Origin of the sequence: Ferrovibrio terrae (genome assembly GCF_943371255.1) — a bacterium.
In the GTDB taxonomy this organism is placed as follows: Bacteria; Pseudomonadota; Alphaproteobacteria; order Ferrovibrionales; family Ferrovibrionaceae; genus Ferrovibrio; species Ferrovibrio terrae_B.
In genome coordinates this window covers 1-20,857 of record NZ_CALRUC010000080.1, presented here as the reverse complement: position 1 = coordinate 20,857, position 20,857 = coordinate 1, and the positions used below count along the sequence as shown (strand labels likewise).

At 63.5% G+C, this 20,857-nt stretch carries 19 protein-coding genes; 13 read left to right on the top strand and 6 right to left on the bottom strand.

Annotated features, from left to right (window positions below; genetic code table 11):
• Positions 1 to 161: 161 nt before the first annotated feature.
• Entirely contained in the window at positions 162 to 986 is an 825-nt protein-coding gene (gene mutM / locus AAG799_RS15940) for a bifunctional DNA-formamidopyrimidine glycosylase/DNA-(apurinic or apyrimidinic site) lyase (protein ID WP_341897656.1), read from the bottom strand.
• A gap of 60 nt (positions 987 to 1,046) precedes the next feature.
• On the opposite strand from mutM, the gene ubiE reads away from it, so the two are divergent.
• On the top strand, positions 1,047 to 1,820 hold the full coding sequence (ubiE, locus tag AAG799_RS15935; RefSeq protein ID WP_341897655.1) for a bifunctional demethylmenaquinone methyltransferase/2-methoxy-6-polyprenyl-1,4-benzoquinol methylase UbiE: 774 nt from the start codon (positions 1,047 to 1,049) through the stop codon (positions 1,818 to 1,820).
• A 4-nt stretch (positions 1,821 to 1,824) separates the two neighbouring features.
• Complete coding sequence (ubiB, locus tag AAG799_RS15930; protein ID WP_341897654.1) at positions 1,825 to 3,399, top strand: 2-polyprenylphenol 6-hydroxylase; 1,575 nt, start codon at positions 1,825 to 1,827, stop codon at positions 3,397 to 3,399.
• A gap of 70 nt (positions 3,400 to 3,469) precedes the next feature.
• Here the strand turns inward: ubiB and AAG799_RS15925 are convergent, their stop codons facing one another.
• Positions 3,470 to 4,777, bottom strand: a complete 1,308-nt coding sequence (locus tag AAG799_RS15925) for a porin (protein ID WP_341897653.1) — start codon at positions 4,775 to 4,777, stop codon at positions 3,470 to 3,472.
• A 275-nt stretch (positions 4,778 to 5,052) separates the two neighbouring features.
• A complete protein-coding gene (locus AAG799_RS15920; RefSeq protein ID WP_341897652.1) occupies positions 5,053 to 6,360 on the bottom strand; it encodes a porin in 1,308 nt (435 codons plus the stop codon).
• 235 nt (positions 6,361 to 6,595) lie between these two features.
• On the opposite strand from AAG799_RS15920, the gene AAG799_RS15915 reads away from it, so the two are divergent.
• The 5 genes from AAG799_RS15915 to holA all read left to right on the top strand — a co-directional run bounded on the left by AAG799_RS15915 (position 6,596) and on the right by holA (position 12,917).
• Positions 6,596 to 8,002 (top strand): hypothetical protein, encoded by a 1,407-nt coding sequence (locus tag AAG799_RS15915; protein ID WP_341897651.1) that lies wholly within the window; start codon positions 6,596 to 6,598, stop codon positions 8,000 to 8,002.
• A gap of 174 nt (positions 8,003 to 8,176) precedes the next feature.
• Complete coding sequence (locus AAG799_RS15910) at positions 8,177 to 8,737, top strand: DUF3576 domain-containing protein (RefSeq protein ID WP_341897650.1); 561 nt, start codon at positions 8,177 to 8,179, stop codon at positions 8,735 to 8,737.
• A gap of 62 nt (positions 8,738 to 8,799) precedes the next feature.
• Positions 8,800 to 11,370, top strand: coding sequence for a leucine--tRNA ligase (gene leuS / locus AAG799_RS15905; protein ID WP_341897649.1), 2,571 nt, complete (start codon positions 8,800 to 8,802; stop codon positions 11,368 to 11,370).
• Positions 11,357 to 11,887 carry an LPS assembly lipoprotein LptE gene (gene lptE, locus AAG799_RS15900; RefSeq protein ID WP_341897648.1) on the top strand — a complete coding sequence of 177 codons (531 nt, stop codon included), beginning with the start codon at positions 11,357 to 11,359 and terminating at the stop codon, positions 11,885 to 11,887. The genes leuS and lptE overlap by 14 nt, the downstream gene beginning before the upstream one ends.
• Positions 11,888 to 11,900: 13 nt before the next feature.
• Positions 11,901 to 12,917 (top strand): DNA polymerase III subunit delta, encoded by a 1,017-nt coding sequence (holA, locus tag AAG799_RS15895; RefSeq protein ID WP_341897647.1) that lies wholly within the window; start codon positions 11,901 to 11,903, stop codon positions 12,915 to 12,917.
• Here holA and AAG799_RS15890 read toward each other — a convergent pair.
• A complete protein-coding gene (locus AAG799_RS15890) occupies positions 12,914 to 13,957 on the bottom strand; it encodes a WD40 repeat domain-containing protein (RefSeq protein ID WP_341897646.1) in 1,044 nt (347 codons plus the stop codon). The genes holA and AAG799_RS15890 overlap by 4 nt on opposite strands.
• A gap of 10 nt (positions 13,958 to 13,967) precedes the next feature.
• Positions 13,968 to 15,068: a GTP-binding protein gene (locus tag AAG799_RS15885; RefSeq protein WP_341897645.1), complete on the bottom strand. Its 1,101-nt coding sequence runs from the start codon at positions 15,066 to 15,068 to the stop codon at positions 13,968 to 13,970.
• Positions 15,069 to 15,196: 128 nt separating this feature from the next.
• Here AAG799_RS15885 and AAG799_RS15880 point away from each other — a divergent pair, with 128 nt between their 5' ends.
• Complete coding sequence (locus tag AAG799_RS15880; protein ID WP_341897644.1) at positions 15,197 to 15,721, top strand: methylated-DNA--[protein]-cysteine S-methyltransferase; 525 nt, start codon at positions 15,197 to 15,199, stop codon at positions 15,719 to 15,721.
• Here the strand turns inward: AAG799_RS15880 and AAG799_RS15875 are convergent.
• Positions 15,708 to 16,637: a LysR family transcriptional regulator gene (locus tag AAG799_RS15875; RefSeq protein WP_341897643.1), complete on the bottom strand. Its 930-nt coding sequence runs from the start codon at positions 16,635 to 16,637 to the stop codon at positions 15,708 to 15,710. The two genes, AAG799_RS15880 and AAG799_RS15875, sit on opposite strands and share 14 nt — an antisense overlap.
• Before the next feature lie 111 nt (positions 16,638 to 16,748).
• On the opposite strand from AAG799_RS15875, the gene AAG799_RS15870 reads away from it, so the two are divergent.
• From AAG799_RS15870 to AAG799_RS15850, 5 genes are all read left to right on the top strand, one after another.
• Positions 16,749 to 17,747 (top strand): tripartite tricarboxylate transporter substrate binding protein, encoded by a 999-nt coding sequence (locus AAG799_RS15870; RefSeq protein ID WP_341897642.1) that lies wholly within the window; start codon positions 16,749 to 16,751, stop codon positions 17,745 to 17,747.
• A gap of 145 nt (positions 17,748 to 17,892) precedes the next feature.
• Positions 17,893 to 18,396, top strand: a complete 504-nt coding sequence (locus AAG799_RS15865) for a PAS domain-containing protein (RefSeq protein ID WP_341897640.1) — start codon at positions 17,893 to 17,895, stop codon at positions 18,394 to 18,396.
• A gap of 70 nt (positions 18,397 to 18,466) precedes the next feature.
• The gene (locus AAG799_RS15860) at positions 18,467 to 19,159 is read left to right on the top strand and encodes a dienelactone hydrolase family protein (RefSeq protein WP_341897638.1); all 693 of its coding nucleotides are present in this window, start codon (positions 18,467 to 18,469) and stop codon (positions 19,157 to 19,159) included.
• Positions 19,160 to 19,176: 17 nt separating this feature from the next.
• Positions 19,177 to 20,151 carry a quinone oxidoreductase gene (locus AAG799_RS15855; RefSeq protein ID WP_341897636.1) on the top strand — a complete coding sequence of 325 codons (975 nt, stop codon included), beginning with the start codon at positions 19,177 to 19,179 and terminating at the stop codon, positions 20,149 to 20,151.
• Positions 20,152 to 20,399: 248 nt separating this feature from the next.
• The coding region (locus AAG799_RS15850) for a sodium-dependent bicarbonate transport family permease (RefSeq protein WP_341897634.1) at positions 20,400 to 20,857 on the top strand (458 nt) is incomplete at its 3' end.

The following is a 20,857-nucleotide window of genomic DNA, read 5'->3' as shown; positions in this document are numbered from 1 at the left end:
GCGCCAGACCGCCGATGACGACACCGCCCATAAGGGGTGTGGCCAGGACGAAAAGTGCAGCTAGCGCCGGGACCGGGAAACACCTCCAGCCGGGGCGGAACATGGCCGGGAATTTGGCAGGTCGGGGCGCTTTTTGGAAGCCCTGGAGGACCTGAGAATCGCTACTTCTGGCAGCGTTTGCAGAAGAAGGTCGAGCGCCCGGACTGCACGATCCGCTGCACCTTGGCCTTGCAGGTCACGCAGGCCTCGCCCTCGCGGTCATAGACGCGGAAGCGGGTCTGGAAATAACCGAGTTCGCCATCGGACTGTACATAGTCACGCAGCGACGACCCGCCGGCCTCGACCGCCTCGCCCAGCACCGCCTTGATCGCCGGCACCAGTTTTTCCAGCTTGTCGGCCTTCACGCTGCCAGCCAGTTTTTCGGGGCTGATGCCGGCGCGGAACAGGGCTTCGCAGACATAGATGTTGCCCAGGCCGGCCACCACAGTCTGATCCAGAAGGGCTGCCTTCATCGGCGTCTTCTTGCCCTGCAATGCGTGCAGCAGCACCGCTGCCGTGAAGGCATCGTCCAGCGGTTCCGGCCCGATCCCGGCGAGCAGGCGATGCGTGCCCAGTTTCGCCGCCGGCACCAGATCCATCATGCCGAAGCGGCGCGCATCGTTGAAGGTGACGGCCGAGCCATCCTCGGTGGCGAAGATCACGTGATCATGCGGGCCGATATCGTTGGGCCAGCCGGCACGGATCACCATGCGGCCCGACATGCCGAGATGGATCAGCCAGACCAGATCGCCCTCGAGCCGCACCAGGATGTATTTGGCGCGGCGCTCAAGCGCCTCGACCCGGCGGCCCTGGATGGATTTGGCGAAATTCTTCGGCAGCGGAAACCGCAAATCAGGACGGCGCGCCTCGATGCGGGTGATGCGCCGGCCCTCCAGTTTCAGGGCCAGGCCCCGGCGGGTGGTTTCCACTTCGGGCAGTTCAGGCATGACGATCCTCTGGGCTGTCTCTATACCGTTCCGGGCCCATTTCGGCTATGGTCTGCCGCCATGAGCCAGCCTGATCCGACCCGGAACAGCAATCCGGGAAACGAGACCCATTTCGGCTTCCGCAGCGTGCCGGAAGGCGACAAGGCGCGCCTGGTGCGCGGGGTCTTCGATTCGGTCGCCAGCCGCTACGATGTGATGAACGACCTGATGTCGGGCGGCGTCCACCGGCTGTGGAAAGCCGCCATGATCGACTGGCTCAACCCGCATGGCGCCATCACCGTGCTGGATGTGGCCGGCGGCACCGGCGACATCGCCTTCCGCATTCTCGACCGCGCGCCGCAATCGAACGTGATCGTGGCCGATATCAACGCGTCCATGCTGGAACAGGGCCGCAACCGCGCCATCGACCAGGCGCGCCTCGGCCGCCTGACCTGGGCCTGTATGGATGCCGAAAAACTAGCCCTGCCCGACCGCTCGGTGGATGCCTATACCATCGCTTTTGGCATCCGCAATGTCACCCATATCGAGGCGGCGCTGGCCGAGGCGTATCGCGTGCTGAAGCCCGGCGGACGGTTCCTCTGCCTGGAATTTTCCACCGTGCGCAACCCAGCGCTGGCCAAGATTTATGACATCTACAGTTTCAACCTGCTGCCGAAAATCGGCGGTATTGTCGCCGATGACGCCGATTCCTACCGCTATCTGGTGGAAAGCATCCGCCGCTTCCCCAGTCAGGAACGCTTCGCCGCCATGATCGAGGCCGCCGGCTTCCGCAATGTGGCGGTGCGCGATCTCACCGGCGGCATCGCCGCCATGCATTCAGCCCGCCGTATCTGACCCGGTGCCGACTGACGTGCTGACCGATCTGCGCCACCTGCTTCGCCTGTTTGCCATCGGCCGCTGCTTCGCGCGCCACGATGCGCTGTTCCTGCTGCGCGAGTCGGCGTTCACCCCGCGCGGCGCGCAAGTGGCGCTGGATATTTTCGGTCGCGTCTTCGGCCGCAGGCAACCGCATCTGCGGCCCGGTGAACGGCTGGCCGCGGCACTGGGCGATCTTGGCCCCAGCTTCATCAAGCTCGGGCAGGTGCTTTCGGTACGGCCCGACATCGTCGGCCCGGCGATTGCCGAGGATCTTGGCCGCCTGCGCGACAAACTGCCGCCGTTTCCCTGGGAACAGGCGCATGCAATCCTGAGTGCGGAGCTGGGCGTGCCGCCCGAGCGGGTTTTTGCAGATATCGAGATCGAGCCCGTGGCCGCCGCCAGCGTGGCGCAGGTTCACCTGGCCAACACCACGGAAGGCCTGCCCGTCGCCGTAAAGATCCTGCGCCCCGGCGTTGAACTGGCTTTTGCCCGCGATCTTGCCCTGTTCGCCTGGCTGGCCGATGCCGCCGAACGGCACCTGCCGGGCATGGCGCGCCTGCGTCCGCGCGAGGTGGTCGCCGCACTGCATGACTGGGTTGCCATTGAACTCGATCTGCGACTTGAAGCGGCTGCAGCTTCGGAACTGCGCGACAACTTCATCGATGATGCCGATGTCATCGTGCCCGCCATCGACTGGCAGCGCACCGCGCGCCGCGTGATGACAGTGCAGCGGATCGGCGGCATTGCCATTGAAGATCGCGAGGCCCTGATCGCCGCCGGCATCGATGTGACGGGCGTGGCCGATCGCGTGATCCGCGTCTTCCTCAAACAGGCGCTGCGCGATGGCTATTTCCATGCCGACATGCATCACGGCAACCTGTTCGTGGCGGCCGATGGGCGGCTGGAACTGGTCGATTTCGGCATCATGGGCCGGCTCGACCTGAAGACCCGGCGCTTCATGGCAGAAATGCTGGGGGCCTTCCTGACGGGCAACTGGCGTCGCGCCGCCGAAGTGCATTTCGAAGCCGGCTACGTGCCGGCCGACCGCTCGGTCGATGCCTTTGCCCAGGCCTGCCGATCGATCGGCGAACCGATCCTGGACCGGCCGGTGGCGGAGATTTCGATCGGCCGCCTGCTGGCGCAGCTGTTCCAGATCACCGAAACCTTCGGCATGCAGACCCAGACCCATCTGCTGCTGCTGCAGAAGACCATGGTGACGGTGGAGGGTGTTGCGCGGAGCCTCGACCCGGAAATCAATTTCTGGAATGCGGCCCGTCCGGTGATCGAGGCCTGGGCACGCGAGCATATGGGCCCGGAGGCCTATTTGAAGGAAACCGCCAGCAGCCTGCTCGACTTCGCCCGCAAGCTGCCGCAGGTGGCGCGCGATCTCGAGGCCCTGGCGGAAACGACCAAGGCCGAAGGCCTGCAACTCAGCCCGGCCAGCATAGCCGCACTGGCCGAAACCCAGGCGCTGGCCAATGCGCGCCGGCGCCGTCCGCTGCTCTGGGCCCTGTGGGCCATCGTACTGCTGCTGGCCCTCGCAGTACTGCTCTGAAAGACGCGCCCCCCGAAAACGAAAAGGGGCCGGTAAACCGGCCCCTTCCCGAACAGACGTTTCGCCCGACTTAGAAGTCGAAGCGGAAACCGGCCGTGCCGAAGGTCTGCTTGTAGTCACCCGTGCTGGTCGCCTGGTTGGCATCGGTGTAATCCACCACGCCAACACCGGTATAGAGCAGGATGCCTGCCGCCAGCTGATAGGTCAGGCCAAGACCGTAATAGTCCATGTCGGCACCTGCGATATTGTTCGAGGTGTTCGGGCCGACCGGATTCTTCGAGGTCCACCAGTCAGCACCGACGCCGATCGAGCCCGGACGGGTGCCATCGGTCAGGTAGCGCAGGCCAGCGGTCCAGGCCTGCTCACGATCGATCTGCACCACACCGGCCGTCGAGCGGGTGATGGCCACTTCTTCACTGCGGAAGCCACCGCCCAGCTGAACGGTCGAGCCGTCACCGACATTGTAGGTCACCGTGGTGCCGAGCGAGTAACCGCTCAGACCATTGACGCCCGGCTGGAACGAGTTGCCGGTGACACCGGAGGCCGACACGCCGCGCTGCTCGATGTTGGTCATCGTATACGAGGCAAACAGCGCCACGTCGAACTGACCGAAGCTCTCGATATAATTGCCGGCGAACTGCGTCAGATCGCGCAGGTTACCCGAGGTCTTGGTGCCGAACGGGCTGGAGCCGCTGCCCTGGTTGCACGAGCTGAGCGCATTCGACAGGCTGCCGGAAGCGGCACCATCGGCGTTGTTCGTCACCGTGCCAAGCACGCTGTCGTCTTCGCAGGCATCCGGCACGTAAGACGCACCGAGCATCAGGCCCTTGCCGACCTTCGAGCCGAAGTAGCGGTTCGAAGCGGTGTAGACGTTGATACCCTGCGAGTCATTGCCGTTGTTGCGGTACCACATCTGCGGGTTGATGCGGGTTGCCGTCAGCTCGTTCGGCGAGTTGGTGCCGATGCCAGGAATGGCAGTCGGCGCGAAATAGTTCATCTTGGCCGACACACGATCGGTCGAACCGATATCGACGCGACCATAGGCGTCATGCTCGAACCAGGCATAGGATTCGTCGATCTGGTCGCTATAGGTCGCGCCTTCCAGCTCGACGCGGCCGCCGACCTTCAGGCCGTTATCCATCACGGCGCGGATGGTGAACCAGATTTCGGTATCCGGACGGCCGAACGTCATATCACCCTCGTTCTGCTGGGTGGCATTGGCGTTGGTGCCCTTGTCCTGGATCTTGAAGGCCTGGTTCATATAGCCGCCCAGCGAGACGCTGATCGGCTCGGCCTTCACCTGGGCGGAAGCGATATCGGCCACGAACAGGCCGGCAGCCGCAACCAGGGCAGTTTGCAAGAGGAGAGTCTTTTTCATCCGGTGGGTCCTTTGTTTGAGGATGGTGTCAGCATCGTCGGGTGGCCGCACTGGTGCTTCCCGCTGGAAGCCGGATGAGACATGCGCGCCGGACCGGATTTTGTCAATTCAAGGCCTGTCATTTCAGGCCTTTGGGCGGAAACTGGTTCCCGGGTGTGGCTATTCGGCCATCAAAACCTGTAACCGCAGTCACAAGACCGGAAAGTCACACCAGTTTCACAAAAAAGAAAAGGGGCCAGTTTCCCGGCCCCTCTCCGAACAGATTGGTGTTCGACTTAGAAGTTGAACACGAAGCCGGTCTGACCGAAGGTCTGCTTGTAATCGCCAGTCGAGGTGGTCTTGACCTGATCGGTATAGTCAACAATGCCCGCGCCGACATAGAGCAGGATGCCCGCAGCCAGCTGATAGGTCAGGCCCAGGCCATAGTAGTCCATGTCGGAACCGGCCACGTTGGACGCACCTGCGCCAACCACATTGCTGCCCGTCCACCAGTCAGCACCGATACCGATCGAGCCCGCTGCCGCGCCGTTGGTCAGGTACTTGATACCAGCGGTGTAAGCGCTTTCCTTGCCGAGGATCGTGTTCACCGTCGCGCCAGGGGCACGAACAGCGAAGACTTCCTCGTTGCGGTAACCGCCACCGACCTGCAGCGTCGAGCCGTCGCCGACGTTATAGGTGATCGTGGTGCCCAGCGCATAGCCGGTCAGCCCATTGGCACCCTTGAGGAAGGAGTTGCCGTTGGTGCCGGAGGCCGACGTAGCGCGCTGCTCAACGTTGGTGCGATTGTAAGAGGCGAACAGAGCCACATCGAAGGCACCAAAGCTCTCAAGATAGTTACCAGCGAACTGGAGCATATCCTTGAGGTTACCCGAGGTCTTGGTGCCGAACGGGCTGGTGCCCGCACCCTGGCCGCAAGAGGTCAGAGCATTGGACAGCGCGCCGGTCGTGGTGTCGCTGTTGGAGCTCACAGTACCGAGCACGCTGTCGTCTTCACAGCCATCCGGGACATACGACACGCCGAGCATCAGGCCCTTGCCGACCTTCGATCCGAAATAACGGTTCGAGGCGGTATAGACGTTGATACCCTGCACGTCGTTGCCGCTGTTGCGATACCACATCAGCGGGGAGATACGGGCAGCCGAGGCTTCCGCCGGAGCGGTGGTGCCGATGCCCGGGATCGCGGCCGGGGCGAAGTAGTTCATCTTCGACGACACGCGGTCGGTCGAACCCACTTCGATACGACCGTAGGAGTCGTTTTCGAACCAGGCATAGGACTCGTCGATCTGGTCGCCGTAGGTCGCGCCTTCCAGCTCGACGCGGCCACCGACCTTCAGGCCGTTGTCCAGCACCGCGCGGATGTTGAACCAGATTTCAGTGTTCGGACGGCCGAACGTCATATCACTCTCAGCCTGCTGAGAGGTATTGGCGTTGGTGCCCTTGTCCTGAATCTTGAAGTTTTGTTCCATGAAGCCGCCCAGCGACACGCTGATCGGCTCGGCCTTCACCTGCGCGGAGGCGACATCGGCCACGAACAGGCCGGCAGCCGCTACCAAGGCAGTTTGCAGAAGCAGAGTCTTCTTCATTTCCACTTTTCCTCTCCCACCGGGATTAAGGGTTGACGTGCTAGTCACTAGCAATGAGCAAACAGCCTGCAGGGGCTGAATGACCGCAGTCATGTAGCCATTACGCCGGCGCAAGTGTCAATTTAAGCAACTGCTTGCCGCGCGCTTTTGCCCGCTGTGTTGCCAATGCGCCACACCGCACTTGGCAGCCGGGAACGGGCATTCTATGAGAAGCAAGGCTCGATTGAGGTCGGTCATGAAGCACGATCCCGCCCGGATGTGGCGTGACGCAATCGCATTATACGACCAGGGGCAATACGCCCCTGCCCGCGTCCTGTTGACGGCTTTAAAACCGCTGAAACCCAACCACCCCCCCCTGCTTCATCTGCTTGCCGTCTGCAGATTCCGGCTTGGGGAAGTTAATGAGGGATTGTCCGAATTACAATTTTTGATTGAAAAAAATAATGAACTACTATCTGCAAGAATTGATTATGCAACATTGCTTAACGAATGCGGGGATATTGAAAAATCGATTCTAGTTTTACGGGATATTCATAGGGATTACCCGCTAGATGGCAGTGTTGGCCTGAACCTTGCCATTACCCTGGCGCAGGCTGGGGAGTGGGAAGGCTTTGACGACCTGAGCCGACAGCTCATCGCGCAGAATCCGGCACCCGAAATCCTGTGGATGCGGGCCTTGGTCTGCCTCAGCTATGGCCGCTTCGAGGAAGGCTGGCCCTATTACGGCGCACGCTGGCGGTTGCCGCCGACCGCCTGGAATACACCGCGCCGCGAGCTCGGATTACCCTCGCTTGCCCCCGGAACGCGGCCGAAAAAGCCCTTCTGGCTCTGGACCGAGCAGGGAATCGGCGACGAAATCCTGCTCGCCAGCGTGCTGCCGGATGCTCGCAAGGCTGGCTTTGATTTTATTTTCGGCTGTAATCCGAGAAATATTCCGCTTTTCCAACGTCGGTTTCCCGATCTTCCGATCAGGGATGTGACGACAACCACGCGGACAGACCTGCCCGGCATCGACTTGCAGATGCCCCTGGCAGACCTGACCGCCCTGCTGCGCCCCGATTCGGCCAGTTTCGGAAACCAGGCGGCCTATTTGCAGCCCGATCCTGGCCTGCGCGACACCCTGCGGCAACGCTATGAGAGCCGGCAGCCCGGCAACCTCCTGGTCGGTATCTCCTGGGACAGCGGCAAGGCTGCGCGCGCGCGGCAGAAATCGACAGCTCTGGCCGACTGGCTGCCGATCCTGCAGACTCCGGGGGTCACGTTTGTAAACCTGCAATATGGCTATACCCAGCCGGCCCTGGCCGAAATGCGCAGCAAGTTCGGCATTGATATCCTGCATGATAGCAGCGTGAATCCACTGGGGCCGACCGACCCCGCGGCCGCCCAGATCGCTGCCATGGACATGGTCATTACCGTGAGCAACACCGCAGCCCACATTGCCGGGGCACTCGGCGTGCCAACTCTGGTGCTGCTGCCGGCAACCTATGGACTTCAGTGGTACTGGTTTCGTGATACCGACCAGTCGCCCTGGTACAGCAGCCTGACCCTGCTGCGACAACAAAGACCCGGCACATGGCACCCCGTCATCGCCGAGGCCGAAGGCCGTCTTAAGCAGTTTATTGCGGCGCGCCGGCGAGAATGAGGTAAAGTTTTCTTTTTAATACAATTCGTTATGATAAAAATCTCGCTCCTGAACCGCGCCGGTTGCGATCGACACGATCCTGTTGCAACCCGTGTCAAAAGCCAGCCGGCGATTGGCCTGAAAAGCCAATTCATGGTATCCAGCGCGCTTGAGTATTTTTGGAGGTTGGCCGCAATGGCTGTTTATCGTCCGATCCGGACTCGCTGGGCCGGCCTGGCCATGGCCACGGCCCTGCTTGCATTGACCGGCTGCGCCGCCGAAGGCGACGGCCAGACCCAGACCTATTATCCGGAGAAGGGCTATGGCAACAGCTATGACCCCTCGCCAAATGCAGACCGGCAAACGATCTGGGGGTCTGGCGGCCTGAACCTGTTTGGCAACAAGAAGGACGAAGGCACCGGCGGCGGCGGCATCGGCGTCAACAGCTTCCTGTGGCGCGCCACACTCGACACCGTTTCCTTCATGCCGCTGGTCTCGGCCGATCCTTTCGGTGGTGTCATCATCACGGATTGGTATACCCCGCCGCAAACGCCGGGCGAGCGCTTCAAGGTGACGGTTTACATTCTTGACCGTGCCCTGCGTGCCGACGGCCTGCGCGTTGCTGTATTCCGCCAGGTGCGGCAGGGCGACAACTGGGCCGATCAGGCAGCAGCACCGAACACGGCCATCAGCATGGAAAACGCGATCCTGCAGCGTGCCCGTGAATTCCGCATGGAAGCTGAAGCCCGGCGCTGATCCCGCACGGGACAGTTGCCGGCACCGGCCACCTCTGTAGTCGTCTAACATCGGAACCGTTTATGTCCCGCTATAATGCCAAGGCGGTCGAGACCAAGTGGCAGGCCGTCTGGACCGAACAACAGGCCTTCCGCGCTGAAGCCGATCCCAAGCGCCCGAAATACTATGTGCTCGAGATGTTTCCCTATCCGTCGGGACGCATCCATATGGGCCATGTCCGCAATTACACACTGGGCGACGTCGTCGCACGCTACAAGCGCGCCCGCGGCTTCAACGTGCTGCATCCGATGGGCTGGGATGCCTTTGGCCTGCCGGCGGAGAATGCCGCCCAGGAGAAGAAGGTTCATCCCGCCGCCTGGACCTACGACAACATCGCCAACATGCGCGCCGAATTGCAGCGCATGGGCCTGTCGCTCGACTGGAGCCGCGAACTCGCGACCTGTCATCCCGGCTATTACAAGTACCAGCAGCAGCTGTTCCTGGATTTCCTGAAAGCCGACCTGATCTATCGCAAGGAAAGCTTCGTCAACTGGGATCCGATCGATCATACCGTGCTCGCCAATGAGCAGGTGATCGATGGTCGCGGCTGGCGCTCCGGTGCGATCGTCGAGCGCCGCAAACTGTCGCAATGGTTCCTCAAGATCACTGCTTATGCAGATGACTTACTCGATACACTGCAAACTGGACTGGAGCGCTGGCCCGAACGCGTCAAGCTGATGCAGCAGAACTGGATCGGCAAATCCGAGGGCGCACGCTTTGCCTTCGCGCTGAAAAACCGCGCCGATACCATCGAGGTCTATTCAACCCGCCCTGACACGCTGTATGGCGCCAGTTTCGTGGCGATTGCCGCTGACCACCCGCTGGCGGCCGAGATGGCGAAGAGCGACACAAAGCTGACCGCCTTCATCGAGGAATGCCGTCAGACCGGTACGGCGGAAGCCGAACTGGAAAAGGCCGAAAAGAAGGGCTATCGCATCCCGGTCAAGGCGCTGCATCCCTTCGATCCAAGCTGGACCCTCCCGGTCTATGTGGCGAATTTCGTGCTGATGGAATATGGCACCGGCGCCATTTTCGGCTGCCCCGGCCATGACCAGCGCGATCTGGATTTCGCCCGCAAATACGATCTGCCGGTGAAGGCGGTTGTTGCACCGAAAGGCGAGACATCCATCGAGATCGGCACAGAAGCCTTCAGTGAGACCGATGGCACGGTTGCGATCAACTCTGATTTCCTGAACGGTCTCGATGTCACCGCCGCCAAGCGCGCCGCGATCAAAAAGCTGGAAGAACTGAAGATCGGCGAAGGCACCATCACCTTCCGCCTGCGCGACTGGGGCGTGTCCCGCCAGCGCTATTGGGGCTGCCCGATCCCGGTGATTCATTGCGAAAGCTGCGGCATCGTGCCGGTGCCGGAAGCCGACCTGCCGGTGCAACTGCCTGACGACGTCACCTTCGACAAGCCGGGCAACCCGCTGGATCATCATCCGACCTGGAAGCATGTGAACTGCCCGACCTGCGGCAAGGCAGCCCGGCGCGAAACCGATACCTGCGACACCTTTGTCGACTCGTCCTGGTATTTTGCCCGCTTCTGCAGCCCGCGCGCCGATCTGCCGATGCAGAAGGCCGAAGTCGACTACTGGCTGCCGGTCGATCAGTATATCGGCGGCATCGAGCATGCGATCCTGCATCTGCTCTATTCGCGCTTTTTCACCCGCGCGCTGCGCGACACCAACCATGTCTCGCTGCCGAGCGGCGAGCCGTTCGCCGGCCTGTTTACCCAAGGCATGGTCTGCCACGAGACCTACAAGGATGCCGCTGGCGCCTGGCTGCAGCCGACCGAGGTGAAGAAGGACGGCAACAAGACCGTGCATATTGTCACCGGCGAACCAGTGACAGTCGGCCGCACCGAGAAGATGTCGAAGTCGAAAAAGAACGTCATCGACCCCGGCCTGATCATCGATACCTACGGCGCCGATACCGCGCGCTGGTTCATGCTGTCTGACAGTCCGCCCGAGCGCGATCTGGAATGGAGCGAATCCGGCGTCGAAGGCGCCTGGCGCTTCACCCAGCGTCTGTGGCGCCTGATCGCCGAACCGCGCGGCCCGATTGCGGCCAAGGCGGCAGCCTTGCCGGCCGAATGGCCCGAGGCAGCGCTGGACCTGCGCCGCGCTCTGCATAAGACGATTGCTGCGCTGACCCAGGATCTGGAGCAGTTCCATTTCAACAAGGCCGTCGCCCGCATCCATGAATTCGCCAATCTGCTGGAGGCGGCAAAGGGCGAAGACGCCGCAACCGCCTGGGCGCGCCGCGAGGCGCTGGAAGCCCTGGCCAAGCTGATCGGCCCCATGGTGCCGCATCTGGCGGAGGAGATATGGCAGGCGCTCGGCCATGACGGCATGCTGCTGGAACAGCCATGGCCCGTGGCCGATGCCGATCTGGCCCGCGACGAAACAGTGACGATTGCCGTGCAGGTCTCGGGCAAGCTGCGCGCCACCATTGAAGTTGCGCGCGACATGGATCAGGCTGCCCTTGAGAAACTCGCACTGGCCAACGACAATGTCGTGCGCGCCATGGATGGCAAACCGGTGCGCAAGGTGATCGTCGTGCCGAACCGGATCGTCAATGTCGTGGTCTAGGCTGTACCGCACCATCCTCTGCACGGCCCTGCTGGCAGCCGTGCTGTCAGGCTGCGGCTTCAAGCCGCTGTACCGGCAGGATCGCGACAGCGACACGGTGCCGCAGTTTGCCCAGATCGCCATTGCACAGCCGGATGACCGCGTCAGTCAGCAGTTGCGCAATTACCTGCTTGATATCCTGACGCCGTATGGCGCGCCGGACCGGCCGAGCTATCTGCTTGAATACCGCATTACCGAATCGGTTGGTTCGGTTTTCGTGACGCGCAGCGAGGAAATCACCCGCAACAATCTGCAATTGTCGGTGGCCTGCTATCTGCGCGATTACCGGGGCGGCGTGGTGGTGTTTTCCCTGTCAGCGACCAGCCAGGCCTCCTACAACGTGACCCAGGCTGACTATGCCAATCTGGTGAGCGAGAAGAATGCTCGCGAACGCGCCCTGCGCGATGCCGCCGAACAGATCCGGTTGCGGCTGGGTAATTTCTTCGATCGCCAGCAGCAGCGCCAGACCAAATCATGACTCCGGCCCAACCATGAAACTGGCGACGCGCGAGGTCGAAGGCTTCGTCAAGCGGCCCCGTCCTGATATCCGCGCTGTCCTGCTGTTCGGCAGTGATGCCGGTCTGATCCGCGAGCGCGCCAAAGCCATCGCCAAAAGCGCCTGCGAAGATCTCAACGATCCCTTCCGCGTCGCCACGCTGACCGGCGCGCAGCTGCAGGACGACCCTGCTCGCCTGGCCGATGAGGCCGCGGCCATGGCCCTGACCGGCGGCCGCCGCGTGGTGATGATCTCGAATGCGGGCGACCGCAACGGCAAGCTGTTTGCCGGTTTCTTCGAGGATCCCGCCGGCGATGCGCTGATCGTGGTCGAGGCCGGCGAACTGACCGCGCGGTCTTCGCTACGCGTTGCCTTCGAGGACTCGACCATCGCCGTCGCCCTCGGCTGCTATGCTGACGACCAGCGCGTCTTGCAGGGCCTGGCCGAAGACATGGTCAAGGAAGCTGGCAAGAAGATCGCGCCGGAAGCCATGGCCTACCTGCTGGACAACCTGGGCGCCGACCGCATGATCACGCGCGGCGAGATCGCCAAGCTGCTGCTGTACAAGGGCGAGGATGCCACGCCGATCAGCCTGGAAGACTGCGAGGCGGTGATCGGCGACAGCTCGACGCTGTTTCTCGACGATGCCGCCTTTGCCGCCTTCGGTGGCGACTTCAATCTGCTGACCGATGCCCTGACCCGCTGCGAGGGCGCCGGCGAGTCGCCGGTGGCGATCCTGCGCGTGGCGCAGAAGCATGGCCAGAAGCTGCATCTGGCGGCGGCCGGGCGTGAATCCGGCAATCGCATGGACCCGCAGCGGCTGGGCGTGCACTGGACCCGGCGCGACGGTTTCGAGCGCCAGACCAAGCTGTGGTCGAGCGACCGGCTGATGCGTGCGCTGGAAATCCTCACCGATGCCGAGCTGATGGCGAAAAGCACCGGCATGCCGGCGGCCGCCGCCTGCGGCGATGCGTTGCTGCGCATTGCCCGGGCGGCACGCGTCAGTCGCTAGGCGGTTCCGAAATCCAGGATGCCGGCAGTGCCGTCCTCAGCACCGGCCAGCAGGTAGCGTCCATCGGCACTCCAGCTCAGTGCCGTCACCGGCGCATTGCCCAGCCGTTCAAGATCGATGCTCGACTGGTCGTTGATGCGGCCGAGCTTGAGCTGGCCGTTCACATCACCCGAGGCGATCAGCCCGTGGCGTGGATGGCAGGCCACGGTGGTGACAATCGCGCCGCGGCTGAGTTCGAGTGGTGCCGAACCCATCGGCCCCTTGCCCTTGCAGTCCCACACCACCACCACTTCGGCACCGCTGGTGGCGAGCCAGCGGCCATCGCGCGCCCAGCTTAAACTGCGCGGCTTGGTGGGATAACCGCTCATCCGCATGTCGGCGGAATCGGCGAGCCGCCAGCCATGCATCTCGTTTTCCTGCGTCGCCGTCATCACGAACTTGCCGTCCGGCGACCAGGTGACCGCCACATGCGAGCTTTTCCAGGCCAGCCGTTTTGCCGGCTGCGCCTCGGCCTTGGCCCACCACAGGGTGACGCCGCCGTAATGCGATACGGCGAAGCGCTTGCCCTTCGGATTGAAAACAATGCCGGTGACCGTGCTGGGATGGTCGTCAAAGGTGGCAATCGCCGCGCCGCGCGCATCCAGCAGGCCGACGCGCTTGCCGGCTGCATAGAGGATGCCGCTGCCGTTATCGGCGACCGCGACATGCTCGACCCATTTGCGCGGCACGACCGCCAGCTCACTGCCCTCGCCCGCCACGGTGGTCAGCATCACCCTGCCGTCATCGCCGCCCGATACGAAGCCCTGGCCATCGGGCGAGGCTGCCATGCAGAGCAGCGCCGCATCGGGATGCGCCACCAGGCGCCGCGTGGTATCGGCATCGGGCGTGGCAAACGGGCGCAGCGCGATCGAACCGTCGCCCAGCGCGAAACCCGCATGGCCGGCGGCCTCGGCGGCGGCTACCGCGACCACGCCGGATTTGAACTGCCAGATATAGGCGCGGAAACCGATTTGTGCGCCCGGTGCTGTCTTTACAGTCATGATGATCGACTCAGGCGCGGCAGGATTCGAAGCCCTGCTGCAACGCGGGCCGGTCAAGATCGCGGCCGATGAAGACCAGCCGGGAGACATGCTTCTCGTCGGCACGCCAGGGGCGCTGGAAGTCGCCATCCTTGATCATGTGCACGGCCTGGAAGACGAAGCGCTTGTCACTGCCCTTGAAATCCAGGATGCCCTTGCTGCGCAGGATATTCTGGCCCTGGGCAGCCAGCAGCTCGCCGATCCAGGCATCGAACTTGCGCGAATCGATCGGCGCATCCACGGTCAGCGATACGCTTTTGACGGTCGTATCGTGCTCATGATCGTGACCGCAATGCTCGTCATGCACATGCCCGGCCTCGCCATGGGCCGGGTTGTGCCCATGGTGATGATCGTGATGGTCATGGCCGCAATGCTCGTCATGCACATGGCCCGGTTCGCCATGCGCCGGACCCTGCTTCAGGAAATCCGGTTCCAGGTCGAGGATGCGGCTGAGATCGAAGGCCCCGCGATCCAGCACCTTGGCGAGATCCACGTCGCATTTGGTCGCATGATGGATCTGGGCAAACTGGTTGACGCTGCGGATGCGACGCTCCACCTCGGCCAGCTCGGCCGGGGTCACCAGATCGGTCTTGTTCAGCACGATCACATCGGCGAAGGCGATCTGTTCCTCGGCCTCGCGGCTGTCCTTCAGGCGCGCCGGCAGGTGGCGGGCATCCACCACGGTGACGATGGAATCGAGCCGGGCGCGGCGCGACACATCCTCATCGACGAAGAAGGTCTGCGCCACCGGGCCGGGATCGGCGAGGCCAGTGGTTTCCACAACGATGGCATCGAAACGGTCTTTCCGTTTGAACAGGCCCTCGATGATGCGGATCAGGTCGCCGCGCACGGTGCAGCAGATGCAGCCGTTGTTCATCTCGAACACTTCCTCGTCGGCATCCACCACCAGCTCGTTATCGATGCCGATCTCGCCGAATTCATTGATGATGACGGCGTATTTCTTGCCATGATTCTCGGTCAGGATGCGGTTCAGCAGCGTGGTCTTGCCAGCGCCCAGATAGCCGGTCAGCACGGTGACGGGCGTTTGAACAATCTCTGATGACTGTGCCATAAGCGGATATCTCCGGCCGATGCGGCCATGCTATTGACGTGTGGAATTTGGGCGTAACCATAGTGGCCTGACCGCCCAAGTCCAGCCTCGGACCCCCAGAGCACCCGCGCCTGCCAAGGACCGGAAACATGTCGAAGAATCGCGCAACCTACAGCCTCACCCTGCCCAGCCCGCTGGGCTCGCTGACCGTGACCGCCACGCCCGCCGCCATCGTCAAGCTGGACTGGGGCGGCCGGGGCGCCAAACCGGCGCCGCTCGACACGCCCGCCGAAGCCCAGGCCCTGCTGGCCGAGGCCGCCCGTCAGCTGGACGCCTATTTCCAGGACGGCACATTCCGCTTCGATCTGCCGCTGGAGCCGGCCGGCACCGAGTTCCAGCAGGCGGTGTGGGATTTCATGCTGGCGATCCCGGCCGGCCGCACCCGCAGTTACGGCGAGGCCGCCACCGCCATCGGCAGCGGCGTGGTGGATTCCCGGGCGGTCGGCAGCGCCTGCGGCGCCAACCCGATCCCGGTGATCATCCCCTGCCACCGGATTCTCGCGGCCGGCGGCGATGCCGGCGGCTATTCCGGCAAGGGCGGGCTGGACACCAAGCGCTGGCTGCTGCGCCATGAAGGCGCCTATGTGCCTTCCGAGCAGGTCAGCCTGTTCTGATGTCCCTGGCGGCGGCCTGCAGGGCCGCGGCAAACTGCTGCAGCGAACGAAGCGCCATGGTTTCGCGATGCGCGAGGAACAGCAGCGGCGTCGCCACCGGTTCGTGATCGACGCGCAGGCGCTGCACCAGCCCGAGCCGGCTGTAATGCGCGATCGCCGAAGACGGTACCGCTGTCAAAAGATCGGCACGGCCGACGATCTGCAGGTTGGTGTGGAAGGATAGCGATTCGATGACCGGCCGCGGCCGCTCCAGGCCGTGATCGATGAAATGCTGGTCGACAAATACCCGCGTGAAGCTGGGCAATGGTGCCAGCACCCAGGATTCCTTGACAATATCCGCCAGCGCAACGGACCGGCGACGCGCCAGTGGATGCCGGCGCGACGCTGCAAATGACAGACCTTCGGTCAGCAGCGGCGTCGCAAACAGATCGCCCAATGGCGGATCGCGCAGCGTGGCGGCATCGACACGCCCGATGAAACAGTCGATCTGCCGGCTCCGCAGATCCGCGAGCATCGACGGCACCGTACCCTCGGTGACCTCGATATCGAAATCGATGCCATCGCGCATCAGCCCGGCAATCGCCTGCGGCAGCAGATCGACCGTCGCCACCGGCAAAGCGCCGACCGTGATGCGCCGGCGCGGCGCGGCCTTGCCGCTGCCAAGCGCCCGGTCCAGCGCGACGAGACCGATGCGCAGACGCTCCACCACGGCGCGGCCGGCCTCGGTCAGCCGCACGCCGCGCGGCAGACGTTCATAGAGCGGACTGCCGACCAGCGTTTCCAGTTCGCGCAGGATCTTGGTCGCCGCCGGCTGGCTCAGGCCCAGCTGAAGCGCCGCGCGGCTGAGCGAACCGGCCGTCTCGACGGCATCGAGCAGGCGGAGATGGCGCAGGCGCAGGCGGTCGGTGCGGGACATCGCGATATATCCAATGGTTATGGATATAGTCCATATCAATAATTTACTGGCAAGAGGCCCGCCTCTAGGCTTGCGGAAAATCATGGAGGAAACGTCGTGGAGACCATCCCGATGCGTCGTCGCGGCCCGACCCGCCGCGCTGCCCTGCAGTTTGCCGCAACCGGCGTCGCCATCATTGCCGCGCCCGCGCTTTCGCGCGCCCAGAGCTATCCGGCCAAGCCGATCAAGCTGATCCTGCCTTACGCGGCGGGCGGCGGGCCGGATGTGCTGACCCGGGTCTTTGCCGAGAAGATGGGCGATGTGCTGGGCCAGCGCGTCATCATCGACAACCGGGTAGGCGCCGGCGGGATTCTGGCCGGGCAGATCGCCGCCCAGTCGGCGCCCGACGGCTACACCATCCTGCTCGGCTCCTCGTCGCATGTGACGCAGAAATTGCTGGAGCCAAAGGCCGAGTTCGAGCCGATGACCAGCTTTTCCCACATCACCAGACTGAGCACCGCGGCAACGCTGATGGTGGCTGAAGCAGACGGGCCGTTCCGCAGCACCGCCGATCTGGTGACGGCAGCAAAAAAAGCGCCGGGCAAGTTCAACTACGGTTCCGGCGGCATTGGCAGCGCCGCGCATCTGGCCGGCGCCGGCTTCGCCAATTTCACCGGCATCGACGTGGTGCATGTGCCGTTTCGCGGCTCGGTCGAAATCGTGCCGGCCATCCTGAGCAAGACCGTGGAATTCGCCTTTCCCATCGCCTCCACCGCCGTGCCCCAAGTCAATGCCGGCAAGGTGCGGGCGCTGGCCACCACGGCGCCGCGCCGGCTGCCGCAACTTCCCGATGTGCCCACGCTCAAGGAACTCTACGGCAGCGACGACCTGGTGCTGGAATCCTGGAACGGCCTGTGGGGCCCGGCCAACCTGCCGGCTCCGATCGTGGCGCGGCTGAACGAGGCCGCGCTTGCCGTGGCGCGCATGCCGGAGATCATCGCCCTGCACGAAAAGATCGGCAGCCCGATCGAAACCACGGCGACACCGGCAGACTTCACCGCCTTCATTCGCAGCGAGACAGCGAAATACGCCCGGCTGGTGACAGCCGCCAGGATCGGCGCACAGCAGTGACGGGGGTATGCCGGATGTGCGGCCACCCGGCCGCGTGACGGCGCCCTCCGGGCAGGTCGGCCTGGTCTGGTCTTCATTCCCAGTATTCTCTTGCCTGCGGCATTCGCGCCCTACATCCTGAGCCAACAGGATGGGAGACGGGCCGGTGCAGGCAGCCACGCAGTATCTGGGTAACCTGCCCTATACGCCGATCGAGGAGATGGGCGATCCCAGGGATCGTGTCGACCACCCGATCCTGCGCCAGCTCTATGGCGCATGGGAGGGCCGGCGCGGACAGCGTATCGCACCCGCGCGCAGCGATATCGATCCGATCGACTTTCGCACCGCCATCGGCTGGGTCAACCTGATCGATGTCAGCCAGGGTGCCGGCCGCTTCGTCATGCGCGTGCTCGGTGGTCGCACCGAGCAGATGTTCGATCTCGGACCTGATTTCCGCACCCCAGAGGATTTCGACGATCCGGAATTCCGTGTCGCGGCGGTCGGCTATATCGACTGGTCGGTCGTACATCGCAAACCGCTGCGCATGTTCCGCGACATGCTGACGGCAAAACAGCGCTACCGCTTTGAAGGCCTGGTGCTGCCGCTGTCCGATGATAACCAGACCGTGAACATGGTGCTGGCCGCGGGAATCCCGCCGCTCGGCGGTTGATCGCCGGCCCGCGGAGTCGCTAGAGTCCGCGCCATACAAATCCAGAGATATCACACAGGAGGAACGCGCAATGGCGAAGACCATCACGATCAACGCCCATGATGGCGGCACATTCAGCGGTTACCTGGCGGAACCTGCTGGCGGAAAAGGCCCCGGCATCCTGGTCATCCAGGAAATCTTCGGCGTCAACCAGGTGATGCGCGATATCTGCGACGACCTGGCGAAACAGGGCTATGTCGCGCTCTGCCCGGATCTCTTCTGGCGCCAGGAACCCGGCATCGACATCACCGACAAGACCAAGGAACACTGGGACAAGGCCTTTGCGCTGTTCGGCGGCTTCAACCTCGACAATGGCGTGGAAGACCTCAAGTCCTCGCTCAGCAGTCTGCGCAAGCTCACCGGCGGCAGGGTCGGCACCGTTGGATATTGTCTGGGTGGCCGGCTCGCCTTCCTGATGGCGGCACGCAGCGATGTCGATGCTGCCGTGTCCTATTACGGCGTCATGCTGGCCGACCACTTAAGCGAAGTCGGCAACATCAAGAAGCCGCTGCTGATGCATTGCGCCACCGAGGACAAGTTCGTGCCCAAGGATGCCCAGGCCAAGGTGAAGGCTGCCGTGGCCGCCAACCCCGCCATCACCCTGCATGAATACCAGGGCAACGACCATGCCTTCGCCCGCGTTGGCGGCGAGCATTACGACAAGGCGGCGGCCGACCTGGCCAATGGCCGCAGCGCCGCATTCTTCAAACAACACCTGTCCTGATCGAGGCATCCAGCATCATGGTTCACGCAATCCGCATTCACGCCGTTGGCGGTCCCGAAGTGATGAAATGGGAAGAGGTCGAGGTGGGATCTCCCGGCCCGGGCCAGATTCGCATCAAGACCTCGGCCGCCGGCCTCAACTATCTCGACACCTATCACCGCACCGGCCTGTACAAGCTGCCGCTGCCGCTCACGCTGGGCACCGAAGGCTCGGGCGTGGTGACAGCGGTCGGCGAGGGCGTCAGCGATATCACGGTGGGTGATCGCGTGGCCTATGCCTCCGCCCCGCTCGGCTCGTATTCGGAAGAACGCCTGATGCAGGCCGACCGTTGCGTGGTGCTGCCTGACGGAATCGATGACAAGCTGGCTGCCGCCATCATGCTGAAAGGTATGACGACGGAATATCTCGTGCAGCGCACGTTCAAGATCAAGGCCGGCGATACCGTGCTGTTCCATGCCGCCGCCGGTGGCGTCGGCCTGCTGTTCGGCCAGTGGGCCAAGGCGCTCGGCGCCACCGTGATCGGCACGGTGAGCACCGAGGACAAGGCCAAGCTGGCCAGGGCGCATGGCTATGACCACATCATCAACTATCGCACCGAGAACTTCGTCGAGAAGGTGAAGGAACTCACCAAGGGCGCCGGCGTGCCGGTGGTGTATGACGGCGTCGGCAAGGATACCTGGGCCGGCTCGCTCGACTGCCTCTCGCCGTTCGGCCTGATGGTCAGCTTCGGCAATGCCTCGGGCCCGGTGCCGCCGGTCGATATCACGTCGCTGGCCGGCAAAGGCTCGCTCTATGTCACCCGCCCGACGCTGAACACCTACACGGCCAAGCGTGCCGACCTGGTGGCCTCGGCCAAGGCGCTGTTCGAGGTGGTGAAAAGCGGCAAGGTGAAGGTGGAAATCCCGCAGACCTATGCGCTGAAGGATGCCGCCCAGGCCCATACCGACCTGGAAGCGCGCAAGACCACCGGCTCGACGCTGCTGCTGCCGTAAAAGGATAGACGCAACAGCAACAAAGACCGTCACCCTCGGATTTATTCCGAGGGTCCATCTGCGGGCTCCCGAGATGTGGATGCCTGGGATGGACCCTCGGGACAAGCCCGAGGGTGACGGCTTATGGGGTTGCCCGGCTTATGGGATAGCCCGGCTTATGGGTTGGACCGCCCAGCCCGCCGCCGCCGCCGCGCGGTAGCGTTTTACCCCTTTCGCCCCGGCGGGGCTTTTGCCATTGTCCCGCCGCCATGACCGACCTTCTCAGCCTCGCCGCCGGCAACCTGCTGTCGCCGATGATCCTCGCCTTCGTGCTGGGCGCGGTGGCGGCTTTCCTGCGCTCCGATCTGGAAATCCCCGAAGGCGCCGCCAAGGCGCTGGCGATCTATCTGATGTTCGCCATCGGCTTCAAGGGCGGCGTGGCGATGCACAGCGCCAGCGGCTGGGCCCTGGTCGGTGCCATGGCCGCCGCCCTCGCCCTCAGCCTGGCCCTGCCGGTGATCGCCTTTGCGCTGCTGCGCGGCCTCTGGCGCCAGCCGCGCGTCAATGCCGCCGCCATCGCCGCCCATTACGGCTCGATCAGCATCGTCACCTTCGTGACGGCGGCGGAATTCCTGCGCAGCCGCGACATCCCCTATGAAGGCTATCTCGTCGCCATGACGGCGGTGATGGAAACCCCGGCCATCCTGATCGGCCTGCTGCTGGCCGG